This is a genomic window from Mycobacterium sp. URHB0044 (assembly GCF_000620625.1).
Classification (GTDB): Bacteria; Actinomycetota; Actinomycetes; order Mycobacteriales; family Mycobacteriaceae; genus Mycobacterium.
The window spans coordinates 1-14,003 of sequence record NZ_JIAW01000035.1; the positions used below are offsets into that span (position 1 = coordinate 1).

General features: G+C 65.2%; 12 protein-coding genes. 1 reads left to right on the top strand and 11 read right to left on the bottom strand.

Features of this window, described 5'->3' with window-relative positions; all coding sequences use genetic code 11:
* Positions 1 to 579 (top strand): type I glyceraldehyde-3-phosphate dehydrogenase (locus tag N536_RS0135645; RefSeq protein ID WP_029117978.1); only part of this gene is annotated, 579 nt, incomplete at its 5' end.
* A 23-nt stretch (positions 580 to 602) separates the two neighbouring features.
* On the opposite strand, the gene nuoN is transcribed toward N536_RS0135645, so the two are convergent.
* The 11 genes from nuoN to nuoD form a co-directional block, all read right to left on the bottom strand.
* Positions 603 to 2,135 carry an NADH-quinone oxidoreductase subunit NuoN gene (gene nuoN / locus N536_RS0135650; protein WP_029117979.1) on the bottom strand — a complete coding sequence of 511 codons (1,533 nt, stop codon included), beginning with the start codon at positions 2,133 to 2,135 and terminating at the stop codon, positions 603 to 605.
* Positions 2,132 to 3,664 (bottom strand): NADH-quinone oxidoreductase subunit M, encoded by a 1,533-nt coding sequence (locus N536_RS0135655; protein ID WP_197040317.1) that lies wholly within the window; start codon positions 3,662 to 3,664, stop codon positions 2,132 to 2,134. Before N536_RS0135655 ends, nuoN begins: the two co-directional genes overlap by 4 nt.
* Positions 3,664 to 5,559, bottom strand: coding sequence for an NADH-quinone oxidoreductase subunit L (gene nuoL / locus N536_RS0135660; protein WP_029117981.1), 1,896 nt, complete (start codon positions 5,557 to 5,559; stop codon positions 3,664 to 3,666). Before nuoL ends, N536_RS0135655 begins: the two co-directional genes overlap by 1 nt.
* Before the next feature lie 7 nt (positions 5,560 to 5,566).
* The gene (gene nuoK, locus N536_RS0135665) at positions 5,567 to 5,866 is read right to left on the bottom strand and encodes an NADH-quinone oxidoreductase subunit NuoK (protein WP_029117982.1); all 300 of its coding nucleotides are present in this window, start codon (positions 5,864 to 5,866) and stop codon (positions 5,567 to 5,569) included.
* Positions 5,863 to 6,687, bottom strand: a complete 825-nt coding sequence (locus N536_RS0135670; protein ID WP_029117983.1) for an NADH-quinone oxidoreductase subunit J — start codon at positions 6,685 to 6,687, stop codon at positions 5,863 to 5,865. The genes nuoK and N536_RS0135670 overlap by 4 nt, the downstream gene beginning before the upstream one ends.
* Positions 6,687 to 7,211 carry an NADH-quinone oxidoreductase subunit NuoI gene (gene nuoI / locus N536_RS0135675; protein WP_029117984.1) on the bottom strand — a complete coding sequence of 175 codons (525 nt, stop codon included), beginning with the start codon at positions 7,209 to 7,211 and terminating at the stop codon, positions 6,687 to 6,689. Before nuoI ends, N536_RS0135670 begins: the two co-directional genes overlap by 1 nt.
* Entirely contained in the window at positions 7,204 to 8,466 is a 1,263-nt protein-coding gene (gene nuoH / locus N536_RS40490; RefSeq protein WP_051575018.1) for an NADH-quinone oxidoreductase subunit NuoH, read from the bottom strand. Before nuoH ends, nuoI begins: the two co-directional genes overlap by 8 nt.
* Positions 8,463 to 10,814 carry an NADH-quinone oxidoreductase subunit G gene (locus N536_RS0135685; protein ID WP_036438871.1) on the bottom strand — a complete coding sequence of 784 codons (2,352 nt, stop codon included), beginning with the start codon at positions 10,812 to 10,814 and terminating at the stop codon, positions 8,463 to 8,465. Before N536_RS0135685 ends, nuoH begins: the two co-directional genes overlap by 4 nt.
* Positions 10,760 to 12,076 (bottom strand): NADH-quinone oxidoreductase subunit NuoF, encoded by a 1,317-nt coding sequence (nuoF, locus tag N536_RS0135690; protein ID WP_029117986.1) that lies wholly within the window; start codon positions 12,074 to 12,076, stop codon positions 10,760 to 10,762. Before nuoF ends, N536_RS0135685 begins: the two co-directional genes overlap by 55 nt.
* 1 nt (position 12,077) lies before the next feature.
* Positions 12,078 to 12,809, bottom strand: coding sequence for an NADH-quinone oxidoreductase subunit NuoE (gene nuoE, locus N536_RS0135695; RefSeq protein WP_029117987.1), 732 nt, complete (start codon positions 12,807 to 12,809; stop codon positions 12,078 to 12,080).
* Positions 12,810 to 12,840: 31 nt separating this feature from the next.
* Positions 12,841 to 14,003 (bottom strand): NADH dehydrogenase (quinone) subunit D (gene nuoD, locus N536_RS0135700; protein WP_029117988.1); only part of this gene is annotated, 1,163 nt, incomplete at its 5' end.

Consider the following 14,003-nt stretch of genomic DNA (forward strand, 5'->3'; position numbering starts at 1 on the left):
GGCAGCCAGAACATCATCTCCAACGCGTCGTGCACGACGAACTGCCTGGGTCCGTTGGCCAAGGTGCTCAACGACGAGTTCGGCATCGTCAAGGGGTTGATGACCACGATCCACGCCTACACCCAGGATCAGAACCTGCAGGACGGCCCGCACAGCGACCTGCGTCGGGCGCGGGCCGCCGCACTGAACATCGTGCCGACCTCGACCGGTGCCGCCAAGGCCATCGGCCTGGTGTTGCCCGAGCTCAAGGGCAAGCTGGACGGCTACGCACTGCGGGTGCCGATTCCGACCGGTTCGGTCACCGACCTGACCGCCGAGTTGGCCAAGTCGGCCACCGCCGAGGAGATCAACGCCGCGTTCCAGGCTGCTGCCGAGGGCCCGTTGAAGGGCATCTTGAAGTACTACGACGCGCCGATCGTGTCCAGTGACATCGTCACCGACCCGCACAGCTCGATCTTCGACTCGGGGTTGACCAAGGTGATCGACAACCAGGCCAAGGTGGTGTCCTGGTACGACAACGAGTGGGGCTACTCCAACCGCCTCGTCGACCTCGTCGCACTGGTCGGTAAATCCCTCTAGCGCAATGCCTTCCGCGGTGTCCGTCAGCGGAGGAGTTGACCAGCCGCACCAGCAAGGTCGAACAACGGTTGGGGCGCGACGCCGAGCACCATCGTGGCCGCCGCAGTGATTGCGACGGCCACGGCGGTCGCTCGTGCAGGCTGCCGGGTCTGCGGGGTCTGCGGATTCGGCTCACGGAAGAACATCGTCACGATCACACGGGCGTAGGCGAACGCCGCAATCGCGCTGCTGAGCACACCGATGACCACCAACACCTGTCCGCCACTGGTGGCCGCCACCTGGAAGATCGCGAACTTGCTGATGAACCCGCTGGTGAGCGGTATGCCCGCCAATGCCAACAGGAACAATGCCATTGCCGTGGCGATGGCGGGCGAGCGCCGACCGAGCCCCGCCCAATGCGAGGTCTCGGTGTCCTCCTCGCCGTCGGCGTTGCGGATCATGCCGACCATGGCGAACGCACCCATCGTGCTGAGTCCGTAGGTGACCAGATAGAACATCGTCGACGACAGTCCCGCCTGGCCCCCACACACGCCAAGCAGCAGGAACCCGACGTTGGCGACCGACGAATAGCCGAGTAGCCGCTTGATGTCGGTCTGCACCACGGTCAGCACTGCGGCCACCAGCATCGTGACGGCGGAGACGACCCACAGAACCGGCCTCCAGTCGGCGATGAGGCCGGGAAGCGCGATGTAGAAGATCCGCATCGTGACACCGATCGTGGCGATCTTGGTTGCCGCGGCCATGAATCCGGTGATCGGCGTTGGCGCACCCTGGTACACGTCGGGCACCCAGGAATGGAACGGAACCGCCCCCACCTTGAACAACAATCCGGCAGCCACCAGGCCAACTCCGGTCATCGCAAGCGACGTGTCGCCAGCGCGTGCGTCCAGTACGTCGGCGATACCCGACAGAGTGAGCGTCCCGGCGTAGCCGTAGAGCAACACGATGCCGTAGAGAAAGATGGCCGATGAAAACGCCCCCAGCAGAAAGTACTTCAACGACGCTTCCTGTGACAGGAGGCGGCGGCTCCGTGCCAAGGCGCACAGTAGGTAGAGGGGAAGCGAGAGAACTTCGAGTGCGACGAAGATCGTCAACAGGTCCGCAGATGCACAGAACACCAACATCCCACCGACCGCGAACATGAAGAGCGGAAAGACCTCCGTCTGAACGATCCCGGCGCGAACGGCCTGCTCCTCTTCCACGCTGCCGGGAACGACGGATCCCTGGGGGGCGAAGGAGATCAGCCGAGACTCGGCGATCAGCGCGATCGCCACGGTGCTGGTCAACAGCACTGCACCTTGCAGGAACAACGATGGCCCGTCGACCATGATCGACCCCATGACCGCACTGCCGTGGTGACCGGCGAGGAGGAGGACCGCGGCGAACGCCGCCACGAGGGCACCGGTACTCACGGCGAGTTGTGCGCGGTAACGGCCACTGCGGGGGAGGAACGCCTCGACCAGAATGCCCGCGACCGCGGCGCCGAAGACGATCAACATCGGCGACAGTAGGCCGTATTCAACGCTGGGCGCGGGCAGCCCAAGAGCTTCGATCATCGGGGCGGTCCTTCTGCGAGCTGGGGTGCCGGGTCTGGCTCATCGATGGTGGTCAACGTGTGGCTTACGGCGGGAACGATGACGTCGAGCACGGGTTTCGGATAGATGCCCAAAGCCAGCAGGAGCGCGATGAGTGGTGCAACGACCGCGGTTTCGCGGGGAACCAGGTCGCGCAGATGTTGATTACCGTCGGCGAGAGGTCCGGTCATCATCCGTTGGTAGGCCCACAGGACGTAGAGCGCAGAGAGGACGAGGGCAGCCGAAGCTGCGACCGCGGCCAGCGGGTAACGCGTGAATGTCCCCATCAACACCAGGAATTCGCTGATGAAGGGAGCGAGACCGGGAAGGGCGAGGGCCGACAAACCCGCCACCAGGAAGGTTCCCGCGAGCCATGGCGCCACCCCCCGTACGCCGCCGTAGGCACTGATCAAACGAGTGCCTCTGCGGGACACCAGGAATCCGGCGATGAGAAACAGTGCGGCCGTGGACACCCCGTGGTTGACCATGTACAACGTCGAGCCTGCCTGGCCCTGGCTCGTCATCACGAAGATGCCGAGGACGATGAACCCGTAGTGGGATATCGAGGTGTAGGCGATCAACCGCATCACGTCGACCTGACCAATCGCGACGATCGCGCCGAACAGAATCGCAATCACCGCCAGCGTGATGATCAGTGGCCTGAAGTAGGTCGCGGCCTCGGGGAACAGTTGCAGGCAGTACCGCAACATGCCGAACGTGCCCACCTTGTCCACGATCGCCATCATCAAGACGGCGGTGGCGGGCTTCGCGGACGTGGCAACGCCGGGCAACCAGGTATGCAGGGGCCAGAGTGGCGCCTTGACGGCGAATGCCGTCATGAACCCGAGGAACAACAGCTTCTGGATCGTGGGGTCGGCGTTGCGTGCCGTGTCCACCAGAGTGCGGAAGTCGAGAGTGCCGTGGCTACCCGTCCCAGCGGCAACCACGAAGACGCCGACCACTGCGGCGAGCATGACGAGCCCGCCGAACAGGTTGTACAACAGGAACTTCAAGGCAGCTCGCGAACGGTCTGTGCCCCCGTACCGACCGATGAGGAAGTAGAGCGGAATCAACGCCGCCTCGAAGACGACGTAGAAGAGCAGAACGTCGAGCGCTACGAACGAGACCAAGACCAAGGATTCGACGCCCAACACCAGTGCGACGTAGACACGAGTCGACTGTCCGCGCTCCGCACCGTCATTCCAGCCCGCAATGATCAGCAGCGGTACCAATACCGCGGTGAGTACCACCAGTGCCAGCGCGATGCCGTCGAGCCCGACGGTATAACGGGCTCCGAATGTCGGTATCCACCGGTGTGATTCGACGAACTGATACTGAACGTCGCCGACGTCGAAACCGTCGACGAGCACTACGGCCACGGCCAGCACCGCAATGGCGAAGACCAGACCCATCCAGTTGGCGAGTGCCCGCCGAGACGTGGGCACCAGTAACACCACAGCGGCGCCGATCGCCGGCGTCACCCATGAGAGGGTCAACCACGGGAGACTCATCACCAGGTCCTCACCATCAACAAGGTCGCAATGACGACGGCCGTGCCCGTCAAAATCGACAGGGCGTAGGTACGCGCGAATCCGGTTTGCCACCGCCGCAGGCGGACCGATATGCGACTGATGACGACCGAGATGCCGACGACCACGCCGTCGACACCACGGTCGTCGATCAACACCATGGCGCGGGTCAGCCGCGCACCCGGCTTCATCAACATGCGTTCGTTCACCACGTCGGCATAGAGATCCTCGCGGGCCGCCACGATGATGGGGGAGCCGGCGGGCATCTCTACGGGTACCGCCCGCGTGGCATACATGCGGTACGCGATGGCGATCCCCGCGGTGACGACGGCGAGGATCACTGCGGTGGCCAGCCAGACCGGCCCGCCCTCGGCGGCTTCGTGCGAGCCGACGACCGGTTCGAGCCAGTGTTGAAGTGTGCCGCGTACCGCCAGCAGCCCACCAGACGCCACCGACCCGAGTGCGAGCAGAACCATCGGCCACGTCATCACCTTGGGCGCCTCGTGCGGATGTGGTTCCGCTCCGGTCGTCCCGTCGTGCCAACGCTTTTCACCGAAGAACGTCATCAGCATCACCCGGGTCATGTAGAACGCGGTGATGCCCGCACCGAGCAACGTGACGCCGCCGAGCAGAAATCCCTTGGGGCCGCCGCTGCCAAACGCAGCCTCGATGATGGCATCCTTGGAGAAGAAGCCGGCGAGCGGCGGCACGCCGATGATCGCGAGATAGCCCAAGCCGAATGTCACGAAGGTGACGGGTAGCGCCTTACGCAGCCCGCCATAGCGGCGCATGTTCACCTCGTCGTTCATCGCGTGCATGATCGAGCCGGCGCCAAGGAACATGCCTGCCTTGAAGAAGCCGTGGGTGAGCAGGTGCATGATCGCGAACGGGTATCCGGCAGGGCCCAATCCGGCGGCCAGCACCATGTAGCCGATCTGCGACATGGTCGATGCAGCAAGCGCCTTCTTGATGTCGTCCTTCGCGCACCCCACGACGGCGCCGAACAGCAGCGTCACCGCACCGACGGTCACGACGCCGAGCTGCGCGGTGGGCGCGAGGTCGAAGACCGGGCCCGACCGCACGATCAGATAGACACCGGCGGTGACCATGGTGGCGGCGTGGATGAGCGCCGAGACGGGCGTCGGACCTTCCATCGCGTCGCCCAACCAGGACTGCAACGGCACCTGCGCGGACTTGCCGCACGCCGCCAACAGCAGCAGCAGTCCGATGGCCGTCAACGTGTCTTCGCCTAGGTGAGGGGCCGCCGAGAATACGGCCGCGTACGAGACGGCCCCGATCTGGCTGAACATCACCATCATCGCGACTGCCAGCCCGATGTCGCCGACGCGATTGACGATGAACGCCTTCTTCGCCGCGGTGGCCGCCGCCGGCTTGTGCGCCCAGAATCCGATCAGGAGGTACGACGCCACGCCGACGCCTTCCCAACCGACGTAGAGCCCAAGGTAGTTGTCGGCCAGAACCAGTAACAACATTGCGGCCACGAACAGGTTCAAGTAGGCGAAGAACCTTCTGCGGTCAGGATCGGCGGCCATGTATCCCACGGAGTAGACGTGGATCAGCGATCCGACACCGGTGATCAGGAGTACGAAGCACATGGACAGCTGATCGAGTTGCACGCCGAAGTCCACGTGCAGACCACCGACCGGTATCCAGGAGAACAGCAGGTCGTGGACGGCCCGGTGCTCCGCGTCACGGCCGACCATCTCGACGAACAGCGCGACACCCACGGCGAACGAGGCGAGCGCCGTTGCGCAGCCCAACACGTGACCCCATTCGTTGAAGCGACGGCCGCCGAGAAGCAGCACCACGGCGCCCGCCAGCGGTAGCGCGATCACCAGCCACACAGGAATCGTCATGAAGGCCCTAGTGTTTCAGCAAGCTGGCGTCGTCGACCGAGGCCGAGCGGCGGGTGCGGAAGATCGTCATGATGATGGCAAGGCCGACCACCACCTCACAGGCCGCCACCACCATGGTGAAGAACGCGAGTAGCTGGCCGTCCAGATGCGCATGCAAGCGCGAGAACGCGACGAGCGAGAGATTGGCCGCGTTGAGCATCAGTTCGACGCACATGAACATCACGATGGCGTTGCGCCGCAACAACACTCCGGCCGCTCCGACGGTGAACAGGATCGCCGACAAGTAGACGTAGTTGGCCGGATTCACTGTCGCCCCTCCCAATCGTCGACCCAGCCCGCACCAACGTCCGAACTCTGGGTGACCAGCCGCAGATGCGGCCGCGCGGACGGCTCGGGACGGCGAGCCACGGCGGTACGGGGCCGCAATCCCGGAAAAACCGACGACCGGGCGGGGGAGCCATCCGGCAGCAGAGCGGGCACGTCGACCGCGTTGTGCCGGGCGTACACACCGGGGTTCGACAACGTCGTGGGATGCCCGCCGGGTCGGAATCGTACCGCCGCCAGCTCGCGCTGCGTCTTGCGGCGGCCAAGTCGTTCGCGGTGCGCGAGGATCATCGCACCCGCGACCGCGGTGATGAGCAATGCACCCGTCAGCTCGAATGCCCACAAGTAGCGGGTGAAGATCAACGCCGCCAAACCCTGCACGTTTCCGGCGGCGTTCGCCTCCGCAAGACCCCCGAACCGCTCGTCGGCCACCGTGCCCATCCCGGCGATCAGGAGAGCGCCGAAGCCGAGGCCGACCGCCACTGCCGAGACTCGTTGTCCGCGTATCGTTTCTACGAGGGATTCCGAAGAATCCACGCCGACGAACATCAGGACGAAGAGGAACAGCATCATTACGGCGCCGGTGTAGACGACCACCTGCACGACACCGAGGAACAGCGCGTCCTGCGCGATGTAGAACACGGCCAGAATGATCATCGTCATGGCGAGGAACAGCGCGGAGTACACCGCCTTTGCGGCCATCACGACGCCGAGCGCGCCCGCGACCGCAAGGGCGCCAAGAATCCAGAACATGACCGCCTCGCTCGTCGACGTTCTGGTGACGGCTTCACCCGCCAGCGTCATCATCGGCCGTGCTGCGTTCGGGGTGCGGTGCCGGCGAGGTAGTAGTCCTCGGCGGTGCTGCCCGGTGTCATCGGGTGTGGCGGCGGCTGCATATCCGGGTCCACTGGTGTGATCAGCAGGTCCTTGCCCCAGATGAGATCCGCGCGGTTGTCGCCTGCCATCTCGTAGTCGGTCGTCATCGTCAACGCACGAGTTGGACAGGCTTCGATGCACAAACCGCATCCGATGCAGCGCAGATAGTTGATCTGGTAGACGCGCCCGTAACGCTCACCGGGCGAATATCTTTCGGTCTCGGTGTTGTCGGCACCCTCGACGAAGATCGCGTCGGCCGGGCACGCCCACGCGCACAGTTCGCAGCCGATGCACTTCTCCAACCCGTCGGGATGTCGATTGAGTTGGTGACGGCCGTGGTACCGCAGCGCCACGGGGCCCGGTTCCTCCGGGTACTGCTCGGTGATCGGCCGCTTGAACATGGTTCGGAACGTCACCCCGAAGCCGGCTACGGCATCGATGAGCTTAGACATCTATCTCCTCGCGTCGAATGATGATCAGTGGGTCGTGCGTACGCTGTCCGGGCAGCGGCGGTACCGGGAAACCGCCGGCGAAGGGATTGATGTACGCGTTCTCCGACTGACGGATGGCCCGGTCGGTCGATCGCTGCGCCCTAACAGCAGCGATCTTCGCCGCCACGATGGCGACCAATACCAGGCAGAGCCCAGCGATCGCGGTCAGGCGGTGCGACGCGGTTGGATCGGTCCCCAATGCCCTTGCCGTAGCGACGATCATCAGCCAGACGAGTGAGGTCGGTATCAGGACTTTCCAACCCAGTGCCATGAACTGGTCGTAGCGCATCCGGGGAAGGGTGGCGCGCAGCCACATGAATCCGAACAGGAACGTCCACACCTTGGCGATGAACCACAGCAGCGGCCACCATCCGGTGTTGGCGCCGTCCCACAGGCTGATCGGCCACGGCGCGTGCCAGCCGCCGAGGAACAGTGTGGTGGCCAGAGCGGACACCGTCGTCATGTTGACGTATTCGGCGAGCATGAACATGGCGAACTTCAGCGACGAGTACTCGGTGTGGAACCCGCCGACGAGCTCACCCTCGGCCTCTGGCAGATCGAACGGCGCACGGTTGGTTTCGCCGACCATCGATATGAGGTAGATCAGGAACGAGGGCAACAAGAGGAGCGCATACCAGGTCCCGTCTTGCGCGGCCACTATGCCCGACGTCGACATCGTGCCCGTGTAGATGAAGACCGCGGCGAACGACAATGCCATCGCAATCTCGTACGAAATTACCTGCGCGGTCGAGCGAAGCGCCCCCAGCAACGGGTAGATGGACCCGGATGCCCAGCCGGCCAACACGATTCCGTATGCGCCGATCGAGCTGGCCGCCAGAACGAACAGCACCGCCACGGGTAGGTCGGTCAACTGCAGGGCGGTGTGGTGGCCGAACACCGACACCTCACCGCCGAGGGGGATGACGGCGAACGCCACGAAGGCAGGGATCACCGAGATGATCGGCGCCAGCAGGTACACCGGCGCGTCCGCCCGAACGGGCGTGATGCCCTCCTTGAGCGCGAGTTTGACGCCATCCACGAGGCTTTGCAGAATGCCCGCGGGGCCAACGCGGTTGGGGCCTCGCCGCATCTGCATCCTGGCCAAGACTCGACGCTCCACCAGAATTGCCACCAGTACCGTGAGCAAGAGGAATACGAAGACCGCCAGCACCTTTGCCGAGACCAACCACCAGGTGTCCTGACCGACGGCGATCACCGCGCAGCGCCGATCGTCACGACCGCACCCGCCGTGACACCAAGTTCACGATGGACGGCCGAGCCGGGGGAGTTCAGGGGCAACCATGCGACCCGGTCGGGCAGGTCGGCAAGAGCGAGCGGAAGCGTTATCGCGCCCGACGCGGTGCCGACGCTGATCGAATCCCCCTCCGCAGCTCCGATTTCTGCCGCGGTCGCTGCGGAAAGGTGAACCACGGGCGGTCGTGCAGTGCCTGCCAGGTGGGATTCACCATCCTGTAGGCGACCACCGTCGAGCAGCATCCGCCAACCGGCGAGAACCGCCTGCCCCGCAACGGGTTTTGGCGACGGAGCGGGCTGGACGGCGGGTGCTTCGGCGCGCGACCCGTCCCAGGCTCCGAGCCGCTGCAACTCATCGCGCGCGGCGGCATCGTCGGGCAGACCCAGCCGGATGCCCATCTCCGACGCGATCGCGTCGAGCACCCGCAGATCGGACAGCGTGGTGGAGTCCTGTAGGGCGACGGGAAAGAACCGCCTGCGGCCCTCCCAGTTGACGAACGTGCCCGACTTCTCTGCGACCGACGCCACGGGTAGGACGACGTCCGCGTGCGCGGTCACGTCGCTGTGACGTAGCTCGAGACTGACGACGAAGGATGCCGCCGCCAACGCCTCGCGCGCGGCATGGGGATCCTCGAGATCCGCGATCTCGACACCACCCACCAGCAGTGCACCCAGTGCGCCACTCGCTGCGGCGGTCAGAATGCGTGCCGTGTCCCGTCCGGGCCGAGTACTGAGCCGCCCTCCCGGCATCAGGTTCGGCAACGCTCCGGCCTCGAGTGCACCGCGTTCGCCTGCACGTCGAGGCACCCACGCCAGCCGAGCCCCGGTGTCGTCGGCAAGCCGTCCCACTGCCGAGAGCCCCCCAGGGACCGACGCCAACCGCTCACCCACCATGATGACTGCGCCGGGATGGCGGAGCAGCGCAGCGACCGCACCGACGTGCAGGTCGTCGAGAACCTCGGGTTCTCGACCAGGCGCCGCCCTCAGGAGCGTGCCGCGCATCTTGGTCAGCCCGCGCGTCGTGAACGGCCCGAGCGAATACACCCGCAGCCCACGCGTGCGGGCCGCCTTGCGGAGCCGCAGATAGACGATCGGCGACTCCTCTTCCGGCTCGAACCCGACCAGCAGCACGATCGGCGCCGTCTCGATGCCGCCGTAGGTCACCGTCGTGGGTCGGCCTGCGACGCGGGCCGCGAGGAAATCAGCTTCCTCGGCGGAGTGAGGTCGCGCACGGAAGTCGATGTCGTTGGTGCCCAGGGCGATCCGCGCAAACTTGGCGTACGCGTAGGCGTCTTCCCAGGTGACTCGTCCGCCGACGAGCACACCAGTTCGTCCGCGAGCCTTGCCGAGTGCGGCTGCAGCCAGCGTCAGTGCCTGCGACCACGAGGTCGGCGCCAAGACCCCGTCTGCACCGCGCATCAAGGGTGTCTTGATCCGGTCGGACTGCCGGTCATGGGTGAAGGCCCAGCGGCCCTTGTCGCAGTTCCATTCCTCGTTGACCTCCGGGTCGTCACCGGCCAGCCGGCGCACCACCTTTCCGCGCCGGTGATCGGTGCGCTGGGCGCATCCCGATGCACAGTGTTCGCAGACGCTGGGAGTGGAGACCAGGTCGAAGGGGCGGGCCCGGAAGCGGTAGGCGGTGCCGGTGAGTGCGCCCACCGGGCAGATCTGCACGGTGTTGCCGGAGAAGTAGGAGTCGAACGGGGCGTCGGCAGCGATGCCGACCTGTTGCAGCGCACCACGCTCCATCAGCTCGATGAACGGGTCGCCGGCGATCTGCTCGGAGAACCGGGTGCAGCGCGCACACAGCACGCAGCGTTCCCGGTCGAGCAGCACTTGCGATGACAGGTTGATCGGTTTCGGATACGTCCGCTTGGTGCCGCGGAAACGGGAGTCCGCCTGACCACCCGACATGGCCTGGTTCTGCAGCGGGCATTCGCCACCCTTGTCGCACACCGGGCAATCCAGCGGATGGTTGATCAGCAGGAGTTCCATCACGCCCCGCTGGGCCTGGTCGGTGGCGGGGGAGGTGTGTTGAGTGCGGACCACCATGTCGGGGGTGGCGGTGGCGGTGCAGGACGCCATCGGCTTGCGCTGACCCTCCACCTCGACCAGGCACTGCCGGCACGCTCCGACGGGCGCCAGCAGAGGGTGGTCGCAGAACCGCGGGATCTGAATGCCTGCGAGCTCCGCAGCGCGGATCACCAGCGTGCCCTCCGGCACGCTGATCCGTTGGCCGTCGATGGTCAGTGTGATCAACTCGGGACCGCCAATTCCGCTGTGTGGAGCATGGACTCGCGCGGATCGAATGGGCAGCCCTTCGCCACATGGGCGACGTACTCGCCACGGAAGTGCTTGAGGGATGACACGATCGGACTGGCTGCCCCGTCACCCAGTGCGCAGAAGGACTTTCCGTTGAGACTGTCGGCGATGGTCGAGAGTCGATCGATGTCGTCGGTGGTCCCGGCACCCGATTCGAGTTGCTCGTAGATTTGAGTGAGCCAGTAGGTACCTTCGCGACACGGCGTGCACTTGCCGCACGATTCGTGGGCGTAGAACTGGGTCCAGCGCCGAACCGCGCGCACCACGCAGGTGGTTTCGTCAAAGATCTGCAACGCCTTGGTACCCAACATGGACCCTGCGGCGATGACGTTCTCGTAATCCAGTGGCACGTCGAGGTGTTCGGCGGTCAGCAGTGGGGTGGACGAACCTCCGGGCGTCCAGAACTTCAGTTGGTGGCCTGCCCGGACCCCGCCGGCGTAGTCGAGGAGTTCGCGCAGCGTGATGCCGAGCGGTGCCTCGTACTGGCCGGGCCGGGTGACGTGGCCGGAAAGCGAGTACAGGGTGAAGCCCGGAGCCTCGTCCGTGCCCATCGAACGGAACCAGTCGACCCCGTTGAGGATGACCGATGGGACGGACGCGACGGACTCGACGTTGTTGACGAGGGTGGGACATCCGTACAACCCGGCTTGAGCCGGGAACGGTGGCCGTAGCCTGGGCTGGCCGCGTCTGCCCTCCAGCGAGTCGAGTAGGGCTGTTTCCTCACCGCAGATGTAGGCCCCGGCGCCGGCGTGTACGACGAGGTCGAGGTCGAACCCGGAGTCGCCGATGTTGGTGCCGAGGTAGCCGGCGTCGTAGGCCTCGGCCACGGCCTGCTGCAGCCTGCGTAGAACCGGCACGACTTCGCCGCGGACGTAGATGAAGGCGTGGCGGGCGCGGATCGCGTAGGCGGCGATGATCGCGCCTTCGATGAGCACGTGTGGGGTGGCCATCATGAGCGGAATGTCCTTGCAGGTTCCCGGTTCCGACTCGTCGGCGTTGATGACGAGATAGTGCGGCTTGGCGGCCGCGCCGGTGTCGCCCTGCGGGATGAACGACCACTTCTGACCGGTTGGGAAGCCCGCGCCGCCGCGGCCACGCAACCCGGAGCGCTTGACGGTCTCGATGACCTCGTCGGGAGCCATGCGCAGCACCTTCTGCAGCGCCTGGTATCCGTCGTGGGCGCGGTAGGTGTCGAGGGCCCATGACTCCGGGTGATCCCAGTACCGGCTCAATACGGGGGTTAGCGCCACGTCACTCCTCGCCTTCCAAGCCGGTTGCCGCCATTCCCTTTTCGTGTGCAACGTGCAGACCTGCGAGTGTCGCAGCGCCGATGGTGACGTCTTGAGAATCGAAGGGTCCGCACCCGGCCAGGAGTCGTTCACCATGACGGAAGGTGCACAAGGGTGCGCCGCGAGTCGGGACCGGTGGTTCGGACGACCGTAGTTGGTCGACGAGTTCGCGTGCGGTGGTGGGGGTTTGGTTGTCGAAGAATTCCCAGTTGACCATGATGACGGGTGCGTAGTCGCAGGCGGCGTTGCATTCGATGTGTTCGAGGGTGATCTTGTTGTCGTCGGTGGTTTCTCCGGCGCGGACGCCGAGGTGTTCTTGCAGGACGTCGAGGATGGCGTCGCCGCCCATGACGGCGCACAGGGTGTTGGTGCAGACTCCGACGAGGTAGTCGCCGGTGGGGGTGCGCCGGTACATGGAGTAGAACGTGGCGACGGCGGTGACTTCGGCGGGCGACAGGTCCAGGCGTGCGGCGCAGAAGCCGATGCCGGCGGGGGTGAGGTAGCCGTCCTCGGATTGCACCAGGTGCAGCAGCGGCAGCAACGCCGAACGCGGTTGTGGGTAGCGGGCGACGATGGCGTCGGCGTCGACGGTGAGCCGCTGCGTGACCTCAGTCGAATAGGTTTGTGGGCCTTGGGTGATGGGTGGTCCGGGTTCGTCGGGGCGCGGCCCGAGCCGCAATTCGATGGCAGCCATTAGTGTTGTCTCTTCTTCGCGCAAGCGCTCATTAGCGGTCGACTCCGCCCATGACGGGGTCGATGGAGGCGACGGCGGCGATGGCGTCGGCGACCATGCCTCCTTCGCACATCGCGGCGACGGCTTGCAGGTTGGTGAACGAGGGGTCGCGGTAGTGCACCCGATACGGGCGGGAGCCGCCGTCGGAGACCATGTGCACCCCGAGTTCCCCGCGGGGGGATTCGACGGCGACGTAGACCTGCCCTGCGGGCACCCGGATGCCTTCGGTGACCAGTTTGAAGTGATGAATCAGTGCCTCCATGGAGCTGCCCATGATCTTGGCGATGTGAGCCGGGGAATTGCCCAAACCGTCGGGACCGAGTTTCAGGTCGGCGGGCCAGGCCAGTTTCTTGTCGGTGATCATCACGGGGCCGGGCCGCAACTTGTCCAAACACTGCTCGACGATCGTGATCGACTCGCGCATCTCCTTGACCCGGATGATGTAACGCCCGTAGGCGTCGCAGCCGTCGTCGGTGATCACGTCGAACTCGTAGTCCTCATACCCGCAGTAGGGTTGGGCGCGGCGCAGATCATGCGGCAGCCCGGTGGAACGCAAGACCGGCCCGGTGATCCCCAAGGCCATGCAGCCCGTCAAGTCGAGGTAGCCGACGCCTTGGGTGCGGGCCTTCCAGATGTAGTTTTCGTTGAGCAGGTTTTCCATGTCGCGCAGCCGTTTCGGCAGCAGGACCAGCAGTTCCTTCAACTGCGGGATGGCTTCGTCGGGCAGGTCGGCGGCCAGCCCGCCGGGGCGGATGTAGGCGTGGTTCATCCGCAGCCCGGTGATGGTCTCGAAGATCGACAACACCAGTTCGCGTTCGCGGAAGCCGAAGAACATCGCCGACATGGAGCCGAGTTCCATGCCGCCGGTGGCCAGGGCGACCAGGTGGCTGGAGATGCGGTTGAGTTCCATCAGCAGTACCCGGATCACGCTGGCCCGGGTGGGGATGTCGTCGGTGACGTCGAGGAGTTTTTCCACGCCGAGGCAGTAGGCGGCTTCGTTGAAGAACGGGGACAGGTAGTCCATGCGGGTGACGAAGGTGACGCCTTGGGTCCAGTTGCGGTATTCCAGGTTCTTTTCGATGCCGGTGTGTAGATAGCCGATGCCGCAGCGGATCTCGGTGATCGTTTCGCCTTCGATTTCCAGGATCAGGCGCA